At 64.6% G+C, this 17,682-nt stretch carries 16 protein-coding genes and 1 pseudogene; 9 read left to right on the plus strand and 8 right to left on the minus strand.

Features of this window, described 5'->3' with window-relative positions; genetic code table 11:
- Positions 1–2: 2 nt before the first annotated feature.
- Positions 3–2,466, plus strand: a pseudogene (locus tag FOM02_RS09215) (putative bifunctional diguanylate cyclase/phosphodiesterase).
- On the opposite strand, the gene FOM02_RS09220 reads toward FOM02_RS09215, so the two are convergent.
- The 3 genes from FOM02_RS09220 to thrS all read right to left on the minus strand — a co-directional run bounded on the left by FOM02_RS09220 (position 2,452) and on the right by thrS (position 6,490).
- Positions 2,452–3,720: a serine hydrolase domain-containing protein gene (locus FOM02_RS09220; protein ID WP_027560049.1), complete on the minus strand. Its 1,269-nt coding sequence runs from the start codon at positions 3,718–3,720 to the stop codon at positions 2,452–2,454. The pseudogene FOM02_RS09215 and the gene FOM02_RS09220 sit on opposite strands and share 15 nt — an antisense overlap.
- A gap of 66 nt (positions 3,721–3,786) precedes the next feature.
- Positions 3,787–4,350, minus strand: coding sequence for a nitroreductase (locus FOM02_RS09225; protein WP_027560048.1), 564 nt, complete (start codon positions 4,348–4,350; stop codon positions 3,787–3,789).
- A gap of 97 nt (positions 4,351–4,447) precedes the next feature.
- Positions 4,448–6,490, minus strand: coding sequence for a threonine--tRNA ligase (gene thrS, locus FOM02_RS09230; protein ID WP_051377732.1), 2,043 nt, complete (start codon positions 6,488–6,490; stop codon positions 4,448–4,450).
- A gap of 185 nt (positions 6,491–6,675) precedes the next feature.
- Here thrS and FOM02_RS09235 point away from each other — a divergent pair, with 185 nt between their 5' ends.
- Both FOM02_RS09235 and FOM02_RS09240 read left to right on the plus strand, forming a co-directional pair.
- Positions 6,676–7,845 carry an MFS transporter gene (locus FOM02_RS09235; protein WP_265441672.1) on the plus strand — a complete coding sequence of 390 codons (1,170 nt, stop codon included), beginning with the start codon at positions 6,676–6,678 and terminating at the stop codon, positions 7,843–7,845.
- 92 nt (positions 7,846–7,937) lie between these two features.
- The gene (locus FOM02_RS09240; RefSeq protein ID WP_027560045.1) at positions 7,938–8,315 is read left to right on the plus strand and encodes a hypothetical protein; all 378 of its coding nucleotides are present in this window, start codon (positions 7,938–7,940) and stop codon (positions 8,313–8,315) included.
- A 17-nt stretch (positions 8,316–8,332) separates the two neighbouring features.
- Here FOM02_RS09240 and FOM02_RS09245 read toward each other — a convergent pair whose 3' ends face one another.
- The gene (locus FOM02_RS09245; RefSeq protein ID WP_265441673.1) at positions 8,333–8,659 is read right to left on the minus strand and encodes a GrlR family regulatory protein; all 327 of its coding nucleotides are present in this window, start codon (positions 8,657–8,659) and stop codon (positions 8,333–8,335) included.
- 234 nt (positions 8,660–8,893) lie between these two features.
- On the minus strand, positions 8,894–10,246 hold the full coding sequence (locus FOM02_RS09250; RefSeq protein WP_265441674.1) for an alpha/beta hydrolase: 1,353 nt from the start codon (positions 10,244–10,246) through the stop codon (positions 8,894–8,896).
- A gap of 326 nt (positions 10,247–10,572) precedes the next feature.
- Here FOM02_RS09250 and FOM02_RS09255 point away from each other — a divergent pair, with 326 nt between their 5' ends.
- Together FOM02_RS09255 and FOM02_RS09260 are read left to right on the plus strand one after the other, a co-directional pair.
- Positions 10,573–11,940: an APC family permease gene (locus tag FOM02_RS09255; protein WP_092213696.1), complete on the plus strand. Its 1,368-nt coding sequence runs from the start codon at positions 10,573–10,575 to the stop codon at positions 11,938–11,940.
- A gap of 2 nt (positions 11,941–11,942) precedes the next feature.
- Complete coding sequence (locus tag FOM02_RS09260; protein ID WP_265441675.1) at positions 11,943–13,166, plus strand: hypothetical protein; 1,224 nt, start codon at positions 11,943–11,945, stop codon at positions 13,164–13,166.
- A gap of 50 nt (positions 13,167–13,216) precedes the next feature.
- Here FOM02_RS09260 and FOM02_RS09265 read toward each other — a convergent pair whose 3' ends face one another.
- A complete protein-coding gene (locus tag FOM02_RS09265) occupies positions 13,217–13,774 on the minus strand; it encodes a helix-turn-helix domain-containing protein (protein WP_265441676.1) in 558 nt (185 codons plus the stop codon).
- Positions 13,775–14,129: 355 nt separating this feature from the next.
- Here FOM02_RS09265 and FOM02_RS09270 point away from each other — a divergent pair, with 355 nt between their 5' ends.
- The 4 genes from FOM02_RS09270 to FOM02_RS09285 are packed head-to-tail and all read left to right on the plus strand — an operon-like array spanning position 14,130 to position 16,974.
- Positions 14,130–15,443: an MFS transporter gene (locus tag FOM02_RS09270; protein WP_265441677.1), complete on the plus strand. Its 1,314-nt coding sequence runs from the start codon at positions 14,130–14,132 to the stop codon at positions 15,441–15,443.
- A 55-nt stretch (positions 15,444–15,498) separates the two neighbouring features.
- A complete protein-coding gene (locus FOM02_RS09275; protein ID WP_265441678.1) occupies positions 15,499–16,020 on the plus strand; it encodes an MOSC domain-containing protein in 522 nt (173 codons plus the stop codon).
- Positions 16,017–16,625 carry a ferredoxin reductase gene (locus tag FOM02_RS09280; RefSeq protein WP_265441679.1) on the plus strand — a complete coding sequence of 203 codons (609 nt, stop codon included), beginning with the start codon at positions 16,017–16,019 and terminating at the stop codon, positions 16,623–16,625. Before FOM02_RS09275 ends, FOM02_RS09280 begins: the two co-directional genes overlap by 4 nt.
- The gene (locus FOM02_RS09285; protein WP_265441680.1) at positions 16,615–16,974 is read left to right on the plus strand and encodes a 2Fe-2S iron-sulfur cluster-binding protein; all 360 of its coding nucleotides are present in this window, start codon (positions 16,615–16,617) and stop codon (positions 16,972–16,974) included. Before FOM02_RS09280 ends, FOM02_RS09285 begins: the two co-directional genes overlap by 11 nt.
- Before the next feature lie 7 nt (positions 16,975–16,981).
- Here FOM02_RS09285 and FOM02_RS09290 read toward each other — a convergent pair whose 3' ends face one another.
- Positions 16,982–17,200: a hypothetical protein gene (locus FOM02_RS09290; RefSeq protein ID WP_265441681.1), complete on the minus strand. Its 219-nt coding sequence runs from the start codon at positions 17,198–17,200 to the stop codon at positions 16,982–16,984.
- 120 nt (positions 17,201–17,320) lie between these two features.
- Positions 17,321–17,659: a membrane protein insertion efficiency factor YidD gene (yidD, locus tag FOM02_RS09295; protein WP_265441682.1), complete on the minus strand. Its 339-nt coding sequence runs from the start codon at positions 17,657–17,659 to the stop codon at positions 17,321–17,323.
- Between the last annotated feature and the right edge of the window lie 23 nt (positions 17,660–17,682).

Below are 17,682 nucleotides of genomic sequence, written 5' to 3' on the forward strand. Positions count from 1 at the left end.
CAATGACTGCCGCGAAGAAAGCGTCGGGGAAACCGGCCGCCGAAATGTTTGACGACATCCCGGTGCTTCAACGCAAATGGCGTGCCGCGTTGAAGCCGGGGGACCGGCTGCCGCGCTACGAGGACGTGATGCTGGGCAGCCTGGGACGGCTCGCCGACCACATTGCGCTGCTGAGGAATGACGGCGCGCTCGAGCTGTCGCGCAGCGGACGTTACGTGCAGAAATGGCTCGGCGAGGAGCGCTGGGACATCCCGGTCGCCGAACTGTCGCCCGATTGCGCCACGGCGCTGTCGGAAGCGGTGGCGAGTGCGCTCGCGAACGGCCGGCCTCACCAGGCGAGCGCGCATTGCGTGCGCGACGGCATGGTCCGGACCTACGACGTGCTCGCGCTGCCGACCGCCTCGCGCTGGGGCGCGACCCTGATCGGCGCCTATGTCAACGAACGCGGCGCGCAATACAATCTCCTCGACGCGATCTTCTCCTCGACCGACGATGCGGTGGTTTCGCTGGCGACGCTGCGCGATGCCGAAGGCAAGCCGTTCGATCTCCAGGTCGTGCACCACAACAAGAGCGCGGGCGCGCTGCTGAAGCTCGCGACCGGAAGCCTGTTGTGGCGGCGGATCGGCGAAGGCAGCACGCTGCTGGCCGCCCCCGAGATCATGGAATTCCTGCTCAAGGCCGTCTCGGGCGGCCGCGGCGAGCAGCTCGAGATCGAGAGCGAGGGCCGATACCTCCGCCTCAGCGCCACCGCCTTTGCCGACGTGGTCTCGCTGACGATCTCCGACGTCACCGCCTTGAAGCGGCGCGACGCCTCGTTCCGCCTGCTGTTCGACAACAACCCGATGCCGATGTGGGTGTTCGACGCCGAGACCAAGCAGTTCCTTGGCGTCAACGACGCCGCGGTCCAGCATTACGGCTACAGCCGCGCCACCTTCCTGCGCATGAAGCTGCACGAGATCTGGCCGCAGGACGAATGGGAGAGCCATGCCGAGGCGCTCGAACGCGTCGGCGACACTTATCACTCCTCGCGCAACTGGCGACATCTGCGCGCCGACGGCAGCGAGATCGAGGTGCTTACGTTCGGCCGTCTCGTCACCTTCGACGACCGCGACGGCTATCTCGTCGCAGTGGTCGACATCACCGAGCGGCGCAAGGCCGAGGCGCGGATCGCCCACATGGCGCACCATGACGGGCTCACCGATCTGCCGAACCGCGAATATTTCCAGGAGCGCCTGAAGCAGGCGCTCGACCAGGCCGGCGGCAAGCGCGTCGGCGTGCTCTATATCGATCTCGACCTGTTCAAGAACATCAACGACTCCTTCGGCCATCCGTCGGGCGACCGCCTGCTGAAGGAGGTTGCTGATCGGCTCACCACCGCCGTCCGCGGGGGCAATCTTGCGGCCCGGCTCGGCGGCGACGAGTTCGCAGTGATCCTGGCCGCCGACGTCTCGCCGAACGAGGCCAGCGCCTGCGCGACCTTGCTGATCGACATGCTGCGCGCACCCTATGAGATCGACGGCCAGGAGATGGTGATCGGCGCCAGCATCGGCATCGCGCTGTCGCCGGGCGACGGCACGACGTCGGAAGAATTGATGCGCAACGCCGACATGGCGCTGTACCGGGCGAAGTCCGACGGCGGCGGCGTGCACCATTTCTTCGAGCGCGAGATGGATCTCCAGGCGCAGAAGCGCCGCGACATGGAGGTCGATCTGCGCCGCGCATTCGCCAATGGCGAGTTCGAGCTGCACTACCAGCCGCTGGTGTCGATCGCTTCCGACCGCATCTCAGGCTTCGAGTCGCTGCTGCGCTGGCGTCATCCCGACAAGGGCATGATCTCGCCGGCGGAGTTCATCCCCGTTGCCGAAGACATCGGCCTCATCACCCAGCTCGGCGAGTGGGTGCTGCGCGAAGCCTGCGCCGAAGCCGTGAAATGGCCGAGCGACGTCAAGGTCGCCGTCAATCTCTCGCCGGCGCAGTTTCGCAGCCGCAATCTGGTTCAGGTCGTGATCTCGGCGCTGGCGCAGTCCGGCCTGTCACCCAAGCGGCTCGAGCTCGAGATCACCGAATCGATCTTCCTCGCTGAGACCGACGCCAATCTCGCGATCCTGCATCAGCTGCGCGAGCTCGGCGTTCGGCATCTCCATGGATGATTTCGGCACCGGCTATTCCAGCCTCAGCTATCTCCGCAGCTTCCCGTTCGACAAGATCAAGATCGACCGCTCCTTCGTCAAGGATCTGGCGCAGCGGCCCGATTGCGGCGCGATCGTGCGCGCGATCTCGGGCCTTGGCCGCAGCCTCAACATCACGACGACCGCGGAAGGCGTCGAGACCGAGGATCAGCTCGACTGGCTCCGTGCGGAGGGCTGCAACGAGGTGCAGGGCTTCCTGTTCAGCGCGGCGCGGCCTGCCGCGGAGATCGCAAAGCTGCTCGCAGATTTCGGCCAGCGCGCCTCACGGGCGGCGTAGCCCCTCCGGATAGCAGTCGTAGACCAGCGCCTTGAACGCCGGCGTGATGCGGCTGCGCTCGTTCTGGGTCTGCTGCATCATGAGGTAGACCATGTCGAGCTTGGGATCGACGCCGAAATAGGTGCCGCTGCCTGAGTCCCATTTCAACTCGCCGAGCGAGCCCGGCGGCGGCGGCTTCGCATTGCCTGGATCGGTGCGCACGGCGAGGCCGTAGCCATAGCCGAAACCATCGCCCGGAAAATAGAAATAGTCGCGGCCGACGCCGGAGCCGGGCCCGACATGATCGGTCGTCATCGCCTTGAAAGCCGCAGGGCTTAAGTAACGCTTGCCCTCGAACTCGCCGCCGTTGAGCAGCATCTGCGAAAAGCGCTGATAATCGGTGATGGTCGATAGCAGCCCGCCGCCGCCGGACTGCCATTCGGGATGGTCGAGACGGTCGCGCTCGCCGGCGAGCAGGATGAAATCGTTCGGCAGTGGTCGCGCCATCCTCGCCAATTCGCCTTCCGTCGCCAGCGCGAATTTGGTGCTGGTCATGCCGAGCGGATCGAGGATGCGCTGTTTCAAAAATTCATACAGCGTCTGGCCCGAGATGATCTCGATGACGGCGCCGAGCACGTCGGTGGAATGGCCGTAGCGCCACAGCGTGCCCGGCTGGCGCGCCAGCGGCAGCCTGGCGATGCGGTCGGCGAATTCCCTGTTGTTGAATTGACCCTCGAAGATGTTGGCGGCCTTGTAGGCCTGCTCGACCCATTTGCCGCCGATATAGTCGTAGCTGATCCCGGAGGTGTGCCGCAGCAGATCCTCGATGTTGACGGGGCGGACCGGCGGCACCAGATCGAGCTTCAGCTTGCCGTCCGGCTCGGTGACCTCGATGCCCACCTTGGTGTCGGCAAAGAGGGGGACGTATTTCGAGACGGGGTCGGTGAGGGCGAGCTTGCCCTCGTCGATCAGCATCATGGCGCCGAGGCACGTGATCGGCTTGGTCATGGAGTGGATGGCGAAGATCGTGTCCGGCGTCATCGCAAGGCCGGTCCTGGTGTCGCGCACGCCGAAGGTCTTGAGATACACCGGCTTGCCGTGCTGCTGCACCAGGATCACGGCGCCCGGCAGCCGGCCGCTCGTGACCTCGTTGTCGAAATACGCGGTGATGCGGTCGAGCCCCTCGGGCGAGGGAGCGGGGATGTCAGCGGCGCGGCCTCGCGCCATCGTGCCGGCCAGCAGCGCGGCTCCGACCAGAAATTCACGGCGTTTCATCCGGGCCTCCTCCCTCGCGGAAGGGATCAAAGCCGCAAGATGTCGAAGCCGTCAACAAGCCTTCGATTAAAATCGCGTCACGATTTCCGAAAGGAACGGTCGCGGGCGGTCCTCGCTCGGCCTGGTCGGCTTGCCGATATGGATGAAGCCGGCGAGCTTCTCGTCCGGCTTCAGGCCGAGTCCGTCGAGCACGTCGCGGTCGAACGAGAACCAGCCGGTCAGCCAGCAGGCGCCGTAGCCGAGCGCGGTCGCGGCCGTGACGATGTTCATGGCGCTCGCGCCCGCCGATAATTCCTGCTCGAACGCCGGCACCTTGGGATGCGGCCTTGTGAAGCTGACGATGCCGATCACCAGCGGGGCGTCCATCAGGCGATTGCGCTCGGTCTCGACGTCAGCCGCCGGCGCGCCGGGATTCTTCCGCGCAAAGACCTTGGCAATCACCTCGCCGGCGCGCTGGCGCGCGTCGCCCTCGAAGACGATGAAGCGCCAGGGCGCGAGCTTGCCATGATCAGGCACCCGCGCGCCGATGGTGAGGATCGTCTCGAGCTCGGCCGCGGAGGGACCCGGGCCGGTCATCTCGCGCGGCTTGACCGAGCGGCGGGTCTTCAGGAGTTCGATGGCATCGGGCACAGCGGGTTTCCTCATCGGCTGGTCGTCTTCGGGCGTGCAATCCCCAGATAGGGATGCACGCCCGCAACCGAAAGCGAGTTTAGATCGATTTCAGGGATCAGACGGCGCCGCGGGCCCGCCTGACATCCGGCGGGGTCGCCTCGTCGACCAGCGCGGCGATGGCCTCCTCAGTGGTCATCACCTTCTGGCCGTCGCTGCCGAGCCGGCGGACCGAAACCGAATGCGTCTCGGCCTCCTTCTTGCCGACCACGAGCAATGCCGGAATCTTGGCCAGCGAGTGCTCGCGGACCTTGTAGTTGATCTTCTCGTTGCGCAGGTCGATCTCGACCCGCAGCCCGGCGCGCCGCGCCTGTTCCAGCACCTGCTTGGCGTATTCGTCGCCTTCCGAGGTGATGGTCGTGACCACCGCCTGCACCGGCGAGAGCCAGAGCGGGAAGTTGCCGGCAAAGTGCTCGATCAGGATGCCGATATAGCGTTCCATCGAGCCGCAGATCGCGCGGTGCACCATCACCGGCGGCTTCTTGCTGCCGTCATGGTCGATGTAGAACGCGCCGAACCGCTCCGGCAGGTTGAAGTCGACCTGCGTGGTGCCGCACTGCCAGTCGCGGCCGATGGCGTCGCGCAGCACATATTCAAACTTCGGCCCGTAGAAGGCACCTTCGCCCGGATTGATCTCGGTTTTGATGTGGTTGTTCTGCGTCTGGATTTCGCGCAGCACTGTCGCCATCACGCGCTCGGCGTGATCCCACATCGCATCGGTGCCGACGCGCTTTTCCGGCCGCGTCGACAGCTTCACCGTCAAATCGCCGGTAAAGCCGAAGTCGGCGTAAGTCGACAGGATGAGATCGTTGATCTTCAGACACTCGTCCGCAAGCTGGTCCTCGGTGCAGAAGATGTGTGCGTCGTCCTGGGTGAAGCCGCGCACGCGCATCAAGCCGTGCATGGCGCCGGACGGCTCATAGCGATGCACCACGCCGAACTCGGCGAGGCGCAGCGGCAGGTCGCGGTAGCTCTTCAGGCCGTGCTTGAAGATCTGCACGTGGCCGGGGCAGTTCATCGGCTTCAGCGCAAACCAGCGCTTGTCCTCGGCCTCGTCGCCGGCCGACTGCGCCGCGAACATGTTCTCGCGGTACCAGCCCCAATGGCCCGAGGTCTCCCACAGCACCTTGTCGAGGATCTGCGGTGCGTTGACCTCGTTGTAGTCGCCGGAGAGGCGGCGGCGCATATAGGCGATCAGCTGCTGGAAGATGGTCCAGCCCTTCGGATGCCAGAACACCACGCCCGGACCTTCCTCCTGGAAATGGAAGAGGTCGAGCTCGCGCCCGAGCTTGCGATGGTCGCGCTTCTCGGCTTCCTCGATCTGCTTGAGATAGGCGTCGAGGTCCTCCTGCTTGGCGAAGGCCGTGCCGTAGATGCGGGTCAGCATCGGATTGTTGCTGTCGCCGCGCCAATAGGCGCCGGCCACCTTCATCAGCTTGAAGGCGTTGCCGACCTTGCCGGTCGAGGTCATATGCGGGCCGCGGCACAGATCGAACCAGTCGCCTTGGTAGTAGATCTTGATCGGCTCGTTGCCGGGAATGGCGTCGACCAGCTCGACCTTGAAGGCCTCGCCCTTGTCGCGGAACACCTGCTTGGTCTTCTCGCGGTCCCAGACCTCCTTGGTGAAGGGTTTGTCGCGCGCGATGATCTCGCGCATCTTCTTCTCGATCGCGGCGAAGTCTTCCGGCGTGAACGGCTCGTTGCGGAAGAAGTCGTAATAGAAGCCGTTCTCGATCACGGGGCCGATGGTGACCTGGGTGCCCGGCCAAAGCGTCTGCACGGCCTCGGCCAGCACGTGGGCGCAGTCGTGGCGGATCAGCTCGAGCGCGCGCGGATCGTCGCGGTTGATCAGCTCGATCTTGGCGTCGGCCTCGATGGGATCGTCGAGGTCGGCGACGACGCCGTCGAGCGCCATCGCCACCGTGCGCTTGGCCAGCGACGGCGAGATGCCCTTGGCGATCTCGAGCCCGGTGATGCTCTTGTCATATTGGCGCTGGGCGCCGTCGGGGAAGGTGAGGGTGACTTTGGCGGCGGGGGTCACGGGCTTCAGATTGGAGAGGCTGTACTGGAAGCCAGACTCGGATTTGGGCTGGTCGGACATTGCTTTTCTCCTGAGGCTCACTCCTGCGAACGAGCGCAGGTAAGCGGGAACGAGCGATATATCAGGCGATTCGGCCTGCGCAATCCGGCAATTCCAAGAAAGTGGCGCGCAAAAGCGGGGCCTTGCACCAACTATTTGGCTCAGCGCCCTTTAACTCGTCACAAGCCGCCGCTACATGCGTTTGCATGGAAAATGCCCCCGCCGCCCGGCGCTTTGCGCCGACCGCCCTGATGCTCGGCAATCTCGTCACCGGCTGCTCGGTGCTGGCGCCTGCGGGCATGCTGCCGGAATTGGCGAGCGGGCTCGACGTCACCATCCATGCGGCCGGGCTACTGATCACATTCGGCGCGATCACGCTGTGCATCGGCTCGCCGCTGACGGCGTGGCTGACCAGCCGGATCGAGCGGCGGACGCTGCTCACCACGACGCTCGCCGTGCTCGCCTTTGGCAATCTCGCCTCGGCCTTTGCGCCGGACTACACCAGCCTTCTGGTGATCCGTCTCGTCATGCTCGCGATCGGCGCGCTCTACACGCCGCAGGCAGCCGGCACCGCGGCGATGATCGTGCCGGTGAAGCGGCGTGGCAGCACCATCGCCTATATCTTTCTCGGCTGGTCGCTCGCGGCCGCCGTCGGCCTGCCGCTGATCACCTTCATCGCGAGCCGCTATGGCTGGCGTGCGGCCTATGGCGAGATCGGCGTGCTCGGCTGCGTCAGCTTCGTGCTGTTGCTGATGCGCCTGCCGGGCGGCTTGAAGGGCGCGCCCGTCGACCTGAAGACCTGGGTTGCGGTCGGCCGCAGCAAGGCGATCCTGCTTCTGCTTGCGATCACCATGCTGCAAATGTCCGGGCAGTTCGTGGTGTTCACCTTCATGGGGCCGCTGCTGAAGAAGCTGACCGGGGCAAGCCCCGATGCGATCGGCATGGTGTTCGCCGTCTATGGCGTCTGTGGTTTCCTCGGCGTCGTGATTGCAACCCGCATCGTCGATACCTGGGGGCCGTTCCGAACCTCGCTGCTGTTCACCTGCCTGCTGCTTGCGGGCATAACCGGCTGGGCGCTCGGTGCGGGTAGCCTCGTGCTGATGGCGGTCGCGGTGGCGGTCTGGGGTCTCGGCTTCGCCTCGACCAATTCGATGCAGCAGGTCCGCCTGGTCGCGGCCGCGCCGCCGCTGGCATCGGCGACCGTCGCGCTCAACACCTCTGTTCTCTATATCGGCCAGGCGGTCGGCTCCGCCACCGGCGGGCTGCTGTTCGCCCGCGAGCTATTGCACACACTCGGCTTCGTCGCGGTCGGTTTCGTCGTGCTGGCGCTGATCCTGGTGGTCCTGACCCGGCCGGCGGCGGCCGCCACCGCCTGAATTCCAGCGTTTTCCTGTGCGCAAGGTGCTTGGCAAACCGCGCGCCGGAGCGCTAGAAGGCCGGTCATGGGGACCAAAGAGAGTTGACTGAGATGAGGATGATTCTGGCGGTTGCCGCGGTGCTCTATTCAGCCTCCGCGTTTGCGCAGACCGACAAGCCACCCATGGTGGGGGATAAGCCGCTGGTGCAGGTCAAGCCCAAAGGGACCAAGACGGCGGCCGCCACGGCCGCGCCGGCGCCGAAGGGCAAGCCGCAATCGGTCGCGGCGCGGCTCCAGGCCTGCCTCGACATCGACGACGGCACCAAGGACCGCCTCAACTGCTACGACGCGGTGATCCCGCCGGCGCCGAAGCCAAAGCCGGCGAAGGCCAAGGGCTACGCCGATTGCCGTTTCTTCAAGGAAGAGGACGAGCGGCTGGCCTGCTTCAACGGTTTTGCCGAGAGCATTCCGAAGCTGCCCAAGAACTAAGTCCGCAAGCTGGACGGCTAATCGCTGATGCGGCTCAAGACGGCCCTGAAGGCAACGCCCGGCACTTGCAGCGCGGTGCCTTCGAACTCCGCCGTGTTGCCGTCTTCGCGGCCGGCGAGCGTCAGGGTGATCCGGTCGATGCCGAACAGCGGCCTGAAGGCCGGGTCGTCGTTGTGGCGCTGGGTCGCGATCTTGACCTTGATGCCGTCGCCTTCGCCCGTATAGGTGCCGATGAAGGCGAAGGCGGAATTGCCGCCGCGCATCTTGCCATCCACCACATAGACGACGCCGCAGCCGGTTCCGTGAACGGTGTGGAAGTCGACCTTGTACAATCCCTGACGCACGGCTCGTCCCCACAAGAGTCCAATCGCAGCTCGGCCGGCAAATTATGGTCGTCGCCAGCGGAAGCAATCCGGTGACCCCCGGGAATTGTCGGCCGTCAACATCACATTTTGATCAGGCTTGAGACAATTGCAGGCAGCGCAGCCAAATGCCGGCTGGCGCAATATCTCCACCTTTCTCAATTTGATGCGTTTTGTTGACGCGAACCGGTATCGACTTCGCTCGAAAACGCTGCCCTAGCGGCTCGGTGCCGGATTGGTGGAGGCCACCCGCGTGAGCGAGAGCGCCGGCGTCGCCGACATCTTCACCAGCACGTCCTTGAGCGGATCGCGCGTCCAGGCGCGCGTCACATAGTCACGATGTGTGATGCCTTCGCCGGTCTCCACGAACACCACGCTGCCGGGACGCAAGGGGCCATCCATGTCTTCGGAGACGCTGATGCCCTTCTGCCTGAGCATGCTCATCAGCTCGCGGTCGCGTCGTGCGGTGTAGTGCGTGTAGGAGCTGACGAAGAAGCCGGAGCGGTGGCTCGCGATCCATGAGGCGAACTTGTCCATTTCGCCATAGACGGCGTCGAGCAGCACGACGCCACGGACGCGGTCGCTGATGCCGCCGACCTCGAGGCTCCAGGCCGTCGGCAGGAAACCGCCGCTATAGCCGACGATCACGATCGGCATGTTGGCAAAGGCGCGCGCGCTGTTGGGATCGCCGGTGAGGCGGGCGAGGTGGCTCGCCGATTCCTCCATGAAGCGCTTAAAGCCGCCGGCCTGCCAGAACTTGCCGGCACTGGAATCGGCGGCATCGACCGCCATCTGCGGAGCAAGGAGGATCGCGTTGGCGCCGGAATCGGTGATCTGCTGCGGCACCAGCTGCCTGTTGCGCACGTCGCGCTCCAACGTTGCGCCATTTCCGTGGAAGAACACCACGATCACGCCCGGCTTGTGCACGTCGAAATGCTCGGGCACGTGCACCAGCACGCGGCTGTCGCTGTAGGTCTCGTCCTGCCAGTAGACGCGCCCCGAATAGCTGCGGTGGCCGCGGCGGTCGCCCTTGGAGATGTTGAGGAACGGCGCATCGGAGGCGGGATTGTTGCCGAAATAGGGGAACGCCGACGATTTCATGCTGACAAGCGTCGTCAGGTCGTCACGTGCGGGGCGCTTGAACGGGACCTGAGGCTCGAGCGAGGCGACCTTGTAGGGAGCTTGCTCCGGCTGTTGCTGCACCGCGCGCTTTGGCGAGAAGTCCGACATCTGCCGTTGCAGAAAACTCTCGCTCGCCGACGGGAAGCGCTCCGTGAACTGCGGGGCAGGGAAGCGATCCTCGAAGCTGTCGCCGCTCGCAACCTGCCGGTTGGAGGCCTGTGGATTGGTCTTGGCGACGACCTGATTGGCTTGGACGTTGGTTTGGACGTTGGCCTGCGAGTTCGCCGCGAGCGCTGCCGGATTGGACGCCTTGCCGCATTGAACCAGCGCGAGCGCGAGGGGCACCAAGGCTGAGACCAGACCGATCCGGAGCGCACGGCCGTGCCGACCGGAATTCGTCCGATCGGCACGCGTGTCAGCTCTCACGTTCGGAACGGCCCCGACCATCCACCCATGACCCCAAGGCACTTCAAGTCAATCGGCAAGCTTGAGACAATTGAGCCGACCGGCGTTTAGGTAACGTTAAGCGTCCGGAGAAACTTCCCCACATCCGGAACGCTCAAAAGGACCATGCAATCGTGTCCTGATTGTGGGGGAGGAAAACGGGATTTCCCGGTGTTTGGGCGGATTTATTGCCCAAGACCATGCATGAAAGGTGTTAATTTACCTATTGCGTTCGCCTCATTTAACCCTTGTTAACCCTGCTTGAATTGACTGGACCAATCTGCACGATGCCTCCGAGGAGGCGCGACGCCTGAGGTTTAAGGACCCCGATGACGGCATCAGATGCGGGTACTGCGCCTTGGACTGGCCGGCTGACCGGACGCGGGTCGGGGGTCTCCGCTCTGGTCGCAACCGCCATCGTCGTTGCCGACATGATCGGGGTCGGCGTGTTCACCAGCCTCGGCTTCCAGGTCAAGGACATCCCGTCCGGCTTCTCGATCCTGCTGCTGTGGACAGTCGGCGGCGTCGTCGCGTTGTGCGGCGTATTCTCCTACAGCGAGCTCGGGGCGATGTTTCCGCGCTCGAGCGGCGAGTACAATTTCCTCGGCCGCGCCTATCATCCCGCCTTCGGCTTTCTCGCCGGCTGGGTCTCGGCGACGGTGGGCTTTGCGGCGCCCGTCGCGCTCGCGGCGATGGCGTTCGGCGAATACGCCAAATCGGTCATCCCCGATCTGCAGCCGATCCCGCTCGCCATCGGCGTGGTGTGGCTGGTCTCGCTCGTGCAGCTGACCGGCGTCAGGCACTCCTCGACCTTCCAGCTGATCTCGACCATTTTGAAGGTCGTGCTGATCGTCGCCTTCCTCGTTGCCGGCTTCATCATCGGCGTGCCGCAGCCGATTGCCTTCACGCCGCAGCCGGGCGATCTCGTGCATATCGTCAGCGCTCCCTTCGCGATCGGGCTCGTGTTCGTGATGTACTCGTTCTCGGGCTGGAACGCCGCGACCTACATCATCGGCGAGATGAACACGCCGCAGCAGAGCCTGCCGCGCGCGCTGCTCGCGGGCACGCTGATCGTGCTGGTGCTGTATGTCGCGCTCAACGCCGTATTCCTCTACTCAACGCCCGTCAGCGCGCTCGCCGGCCAGCTCGACGTCGCCAGCGTCGCCGGCACAGCGATCTTCGGCAGCCTCGGCGGCCGCATCGTCGGTGCCATGATCTGCGTCGGCCTGATCTCCTCGATCAGCGCGATGATGTGGATCGGCCCGCGCGTGATGATGACGATGGGGGAGGACATTCCGGCGCTGCGCGTGTTCTCGAAGCGGTCGGTCAGCGGCGCGCCGGCCTATGCCATCCTGTTTCAGCTCGCGGTGGCCAACCTGCTGCTGTTCACGCGCAGCTTCGAGGCTGTCCTCGACTTCATCCAGTTCGCGCTGTTGTTCTGCTCGTTCTTCACGGTTGCCGGCGTCATCAAGCTGCGCATCACCAATCCCGAGCTGCCGCGGCCCTATCGCACCTGGGGATACCCGTTCACGCCGCTCGTTTTCCTGCTCGTGACCGCCTTCATGATGTACTACCTGTTGACCGAGCGGCCTATTCAGTCGCTCGCCGGGATGCTCGTCATGGTCTCGGGCTTGTTGATTTATGCTATTTTCCGCAGGCGGCCGGTCGCCGCTGGCACGTCACACAATCGCGAATAGACATGTTTCGACCCATGAGAGTTGCGGCCGTCGCTCTTGCCCTCCTGGCTGCGGCCATCGCGTCGGCGCGTGCGGCCGAGGTCACCTTCGACGACACCGCGCGCTTCCTTGCGGGCATGCAGCCTTCGGCGGATTCGCCGCTGGTGCCGCTCACGAGGGACCCAGGCTGGCAACGCCACGCCAAATTCTTCGACGGCGCCTTCGCCCAGCTCGAGCAGCGCCAGCTCGCGAAGATCCGGAGCTGGGCCGACGTCAATCTGGCCGCGCCCAGGCCGACCATGTTCTATTTGTTCAGCGGACCTGACTTCCTCTACGCTGATGCCTTCTATTCCAAGGCCAGCACCTATGTGCTCGGCGCCCTGGAGCCGGTCGGCACCGTGCCGGATTTGACGCGGTTGCCGCGCGGTTCGGTCGGCGCCGCGCTCTACAACGTCGAGCGCTCGCTCGGCTCGATCCTGAGCTTCTCCTTCTTCATCACCAAGCAGATGAAGGTCGACCTGCACACCAACCAGGTCAGCGGCACCTTGCCGATCCTCTATGTCTTCCTCGCGCGCTCCGGCAAGACCATCCGCAACGTCGAGATGGTCGCGCTCGACAACGTGGGCGGAATGCATGTCGGCAACGACAATCCGGGACGGAACGCGACGCGCGGCGTCCGCATCACCTTTGCAGGCCCCGACGGCGAGGCACGCACGCTGTATTATTTCTCCGCCGATCTCTCCAACGCGAGCGCGCGGGCGGCGGGCTTCCTGAGGTTCTGCGAGACGCTCGGGCCCGGCAACAGCCTGCTCAAGAGCGCGTCGTATCTGCTGCACTCCGGCAATTTCACTGTCACGCGCGACTGGCTGCTCGCCAACAGCGCGACCATCATCCAGGACGATTCCGGCATTCCGCTTGCGAACTACAGCGCGCGGCAGTGGCGGTTTTTCCCGTTCGGCCGCTATCTCGGACCGATCGACGAATTCCCCGGGCGCTATCAGGAGCGCTACGCCGAATTGTTCACGCGCGCCCAGCCGATCGACTTCGGCGTCGGCTATCGCTGGCGCATGAATGAATCGAATCTGCTGCTGTCGGTGAAGGTGCCGGGCAGCGAAATCGTGCCTGCCGCGGAGGCCACCGCGGAGCCGCCGCCGAGACCACCGCGCCCGAAGCGGCCCATGATCCGGAAAAGTGCGAAGCGGTTTTCCGGAAAGATCATGCGTAAACAACAAGCTAAAGCGCGATGACGGTTCATCCAAACCTCATCGCGTTTTGGGCTGTTTGCTGAAATCAGGCGTCAGGGCGTCTGGGCCACGACGACGAGCACTTCCGCTTTCTGTCGGCCGAGGCTCCTGACCTCGTGCGGGGTCTCTCCTGAAAAATACAGGCAATCGCCCTTGCCAAGCGTCAGCTCCTCGCCGTCGAGCTTGATCGCGATCTTGCCGTTGATGACGAACAGTAGTTCCTCGCCGGCATGCGAGGCGCGCGTTGCCGCCTTGTGCGGCGGGCTCAGCAGGAACGGCTCCATCATCTTGCGGGTGCGGCCGGTCGCCAGCGGCACGACACCAAACGTGTCCTGAAACAGCGGGACGTTGCTGCCTTCGCGGCGGAACAGCGTATAGCGCGGCGCGGGCTCGGCGTTCGGATCGAAGAAGTTCGCGACATTGACCTCGAGCGCAGCGGCCATCCGCAGCAGCGCGGCGAGGGAAGGGATCTTCAGGTTGCGCTCGACCAGGGAGATGTAGCCGCGGGTGAGATCGCTCTGCTTGGCAAGCTGGTCCAGCGTCAGGCCCTTGGCAATCCGCGCCTGGCGGATATTGGCCCCGACCGCCGTCGCTTTGCTGACGTCAAGCACGCATGAATCTCCCGAACTGCTAGGGCTTCTTTTGCAACAGATGCCGCCCAACTGCCAGCCCGATGGCGCGGATCGGCCGGTCCGGCTGCCCGCAAGGGTATTCCAATAGAAAACTCTTGCGCGGAAATTTCAGGCAATGACGCGGATAATGTGAGCAGGCTTTCTGGTATATCGCAGAAATCAGCCGAAAAGTAGTGCATTTCATGCCCTTTGCCGTGATCGACGGCAGTTGCCGCGTTCCGTGCGTTGATTTCCAATAGTAAACATGATCGATTTTTACCGTCCTGGCTGCCGATGGGCTCCACGGACCGAACCAACTGCTTTTCCCAGGCGCCGGTACCTTTTGGAGAGATCGATGACCGTAGCAGACGACGTAACCCTGAACGTAGCGCCGGACGAGGCGGCGAGCTTGCGACGGATCGTGTGGTCGAGCGTGATCGGCACCGCGGTCGAATGGTACGACTTCCTCATCTACGGCACGGCGACCGCGCTGGTGTTCAACAAGGTCTTCTTCGCCGCCGGCAATCCCACGCTCGCCACCATCGCGGCCTTCGGCACCTATGCCGTTGGCTTCCTGGCGCGGCCGCTTGGAGCGGCGATCTTCGGCCATTACGGCGACCGGGTCGGCCGCAAGGCGATGCTCGCGATCACCATCATGGTGATGGGTATCGGCACCTTCCTGATCGGCCTGCTGCCGACCTACCAACAGATCGGCATCGCCGCGCCGCTGCTGCTGATCGGCCTGCGTTTTCTCCAGGGCATCGGTCTCGGCGGTGAGTGGGGCGGGGCCGTGCTGATGGTGGTCGAGAACTGTCCGACACATCGTCGCGGACTACTCGGCAGCATGGTGCAGGTCGGCAATCCCATCGGCAATCTGGCCGCGATCGGCATGTTCGCGCTGGTGGCGAGCCTGCCGGAAAGCGACTTCATGACTTACGGCTGGCGCATTCCGTTCCTGATCTCGATCCTCCTGGTCGGCGTCGGTCTCTACATCCGTCTCAACATGGAGGAGACCGCCGCCTTCCGTCAGGTCCAGGCCAAGAAGGAAGTCGCCAGCATGCCGCTGGTCGAGATCTTCAGGCATCACCGCAGGCCGTTCTTCACCGCGGTCGGTCTGAAGATCTCCGAGATCGCCTATGCCAGCATCGGCGGCGTGTTCGTGATGTCCTACGCCACGGCCAATCTGGGGCTGCCGCGCGCGGTAGTCCTGAACGGTGCGTTCGCCGCATCGCTGGTTGCGCTGTTTGCCATTCCGCTGTTCGGTTGGCTGTCGGACCTCGTCGGCCGCAAGACGATGTTCTATGCGAGTTGCGCCTTCTCGGCGCTGTTTGCCTTCCCGCTGTTCTGGTTGCTCGACACCCGCGATCCCGCCATCGTCGTCTGCACCATCGTGGTCGCGATCACGTTCGGTCAGATGGTGATGTTCGGCATCGGTGCGCCCTGGTATTCCGAGTTGTTCTCCGCGCGGCTGCGCTACAGCGGCGCCTCGCTCGGCTTCCAGGTCGGTGCGGCCCTGAGCGGCGGGTTGACGCCGCTGATTGCGGCGTCTCTGATGGCCTGGAGCGGGGGCGCAACCTGGCCGGTCTCGCTCTTCCTCATTGCCTGCGCCGCTATCACCGCGACTGCAACCAGTTTCGCGCCGGAGATGGCGAACAAGGAACTGACCTGATCCCGCGGCGCGCCGCTGCCGGCGGCGCGCCATCGTTCACCCAAGGGGAATTGTCATGCTCGATACCGTCAGCGTCGGCTCGGCGCAGAACGCAACACAGCTCGGCTGGACCGGCGTGGTGCGTTTCCTTCATTTCACCCCGCGCGCGTTCCTGCCGATGCGCGCAGCGGAGCAAATCAATCTCGTCGCCGGCCGGGGCATTGAAGGCGATCGCTACATGATCGGCAACGAAGAGGGGTTTTACTCGCACAAGCCGGAGGAGGGCCGGCAGGTCACCCTGTTCGAGCTCGAAACGCTGGTTGCGCTCAAGCGCGACGCCGGCATCGAGCTCAGACCGGAGGAACACCGGCGCAACGTCACGGTCGAGGGCGTGCCGTTGAACCATCTGGTCGGCCGCCGCTTCTGGCTGGGCGAGACCTTGCTGGAGGCGACGCGGCTGTCGGTGCCGTGCAGACACATCGAGGAGATCACCGGCAAGGCGATCTTCGATCCCCTGATCAACCGCTCGGGCCTTAATTGCAAAATCCTGCAAGGCGGCCTCGTGAATGTCGGCGACATCGTGCGGAACGCGGCATGAAGGCGCGCCCGATCACGACGGTCAAGACGGTCGTCGCCGACATCGAGGAGGCAGGCCGCGGGATCAAGCTGTTCACCCTGGTCGATCCCGATCGCTGGGAACTACCGCCGTTCAAGCCCGGCGCGCATATCGATCTGCATCTGCCGAACGGGCTCGTGCGTACCTATTCGTTGTGCAACGAGCCCGCCGACAATACGCGCTATGTCATCGCCGTGAAGCGCGAGGCGGAGGGGCGCGGCGGCTCGCGCGTGCTGCACGACGAGGTCAGGCTCGGCGACGTCATCGGCGTCTCGCTGCCGCGCCGCGGCATGACGCCCGATGCGCGCATCGCACGCTATGTGTTCGTGGCCGGCGGCATCGGCGTGACGCCGTTCCTGTCCATGGCACGGCATCTTGAGCGAACGGATCAGGCCGGCTTCACACTGCATCTGATCGTGCGCGAGGAGGTGCCGCTGGCCGAGCATCTCGGCGCGCTGATCGAAGAGGGACGCGTCGTCGTGCATCGAACGTCCCGGACCGGGCGTCCTGATCTCGCAGCGCTCGTAGGGGAGGGGGGGATCGGACACGCTGGTCGCCTGTTGCGGCCCGGAAGGCATGACCGATGATTTCGAGCGGCTAACGGCAGCGTGGCCCGCGGCGAATGTTCATGTCGAGCGCTTCGTCGCGCCGCCACCTGTGATCGATCCGGATGCAAAGCCCTTTACGCTTTTGCTGGCGCGCTCCGGCATGAAGATCGAGGTGCGGGCCGGCCAGACCATGTTGGCCGCGTTGCAGGAAGGCGGCGTCGACGTCGCCACCTCGTGCTGCGGCGGCATCTGCGGCGCCTGCAAGGTCGGCTGGATCGAGGGCAAGCCCGTGCACCGCGACCGCATCCTGTCGCCTTACGAGCGCGAGCGCTATCTCATGGTCTGCGTCGCAGGATCGGACGCCGATCGGCTGGTGCTGGACCTCTAACGTCGAGCTACCAGTGCACGCTCTGGCTCGGCACGATGAAGGCCGTGGAGCTCGGCGGCGTGGCGAAGCTCGTTGCCAAGTACCAGCCGGAGCCGGCCGCGAGCACCAGCAGGGCGATGATAGCGAGCATGTCGAGGGTTCTGGGATCGTGATGATGATGATGCCCGCCGGGACCGGAACGGGGACCAGGCTTGAAGTGAAAATGAGGGCTGATTTTCCAGCGCATTGTTGTTTCCTCCCGGGGGAGCATCACAACAACGCGAGGCGAAAGTTCCGGTTCCGCTCGGGGCAGCGATGCGCAGAGCACCGCAGCAAACGCCGGCATGATCGAGAAAATGCGCACCCTTTAGTGGGCGTTGACGCCGCGCCAGCGGCCGTAGCGCCAGGGCAGATACCAGTGCGCGCCCTGCGGTGCGTTGAGCGGCACGTTGTCGATGCCTGACGTGCCGAACGGGTTGCAGCGGAGCAGGCGCGCCAGCGTCATCCAGCCGCCGGCCCAAAGCCCGAACCGCCCGATTGCTTCGTCGCCGTAGACGGAGCAGGTCGGCAGGTGCCGGCAATTGTAGCCGACCAGCGGCGAGAGCGTGTGGCGGTAGAGCCAGATCAGCGCGCGGCCGAATCTGCGTGGGAGCCGGAGTGCGCCCTCGACTGGATTGGAACAATGTTCGCAGGCTGAATGCTTCATGTGCGCTTTGCCGCGACGTTGAG

Origin of the sequence: Bradyrhizobium sp. SEMIA, from assembly GCF_014844175.1 — a bacterium.
Lineage (GTDB): Bacteria > Pseudomonadota > Alphaproteobacteria > Rhizobiales > Xanthobacteraceae > Bradyrhizobium > Bradyrhizobium arachidis.

Bases quoted from the DNA above. Each gene is read 5' to 3' on its own strand.
- FOM02_RS09275 (WP_265441678.1), top strand. From the start codon at position 15,499: ATGCTCGATACCGTCAGCGTCGGCTCGGCGCAGAACGCAACACAGCTC.
- thrS (WP_051377732.1), bottom strand. From the start codon at position 6,490: ATGTCCGACCAGCCCAAATCCGAGTCTGGCTTCCAGTACAGCCTCTCC.
- FOM02_RS09270 (WP_265441677.1), top strand. From the start codon at position 14,130: ATGACCGTAGCAGACGACGTAACCCTGAACGTAGCGCCGGACGAGGCG.
- FOM02_RS09235 (WP_265441672.1), top strand. From the start codon at position 6,676: ATGGAAAATGCCCCCGCCGCCCGGCGCTTTGCGCCGACCGCCCTGATG.
- FOM02_RS09280 (WP_265441679.1), top strand. From the start codon at position 16,017: ATGAAGGCGCGCCCGATCACGACGGTCAAGACGGTCGTCGCCGACATC.
- FOM02_RS09250 (WP_265441674.1), bottom strand. From the start codon at position 10,246: ATGGTCGGGGCCGTTCCGAACGTGAGAGCTGACACGCGTGCCGATCGG.
- FOM02_RS09240 (WP_027560045.1), top strand. From the start codon at position 7,938: ATGAGGATGATTCTGGCGGTTGCCGCGGTGCTCTATTCAGCCTCCGCG.
- FOM02_RS09260 (WP_265441675.1), top strand. From the start codon at position 11,943: ATGTTTCGACCCATGAGAGTTGCGGCCGTCGCTCTTGCCCTCCTGGCT.
- FOM02_RS09255 (WP_092213696.1), top strand. From the start codon at position 10,573: ATGACGGCATCAGATGCGGGTACTGCGCCTTGGACTGGCCGGCTGACC.
- yidD (WP_265441682.1), bottom strand. From the start codon at position 17,659: ATGAAGCATTCAGCCTGCGAACATTGTTCCAATCCAGTCGAGGGCGCA.
- FOM02_RS09220 (WP_027560049.1), bottom strand. From the start codon at position 3,720: ATGAAACGCCGTGAATTTCTGGTCGGAGCCGCGCTGCTGGCCGGCACG.
- FOM02_RS09285 (WP_265441680.1), top strand. From the start codon at position 16,615: ATGACCGATGATTTCGAGCGGCTAACGGCAGCGTGGCCCGCGGCGAAT.
- FOM02_RS09290 (WP_265441681.1), bottom strand. From the start codon at position 17,200: ATGCGCTGGAAAATCAGCCCTCATTTTCACTTCAAGCCTGGTCCCCGT.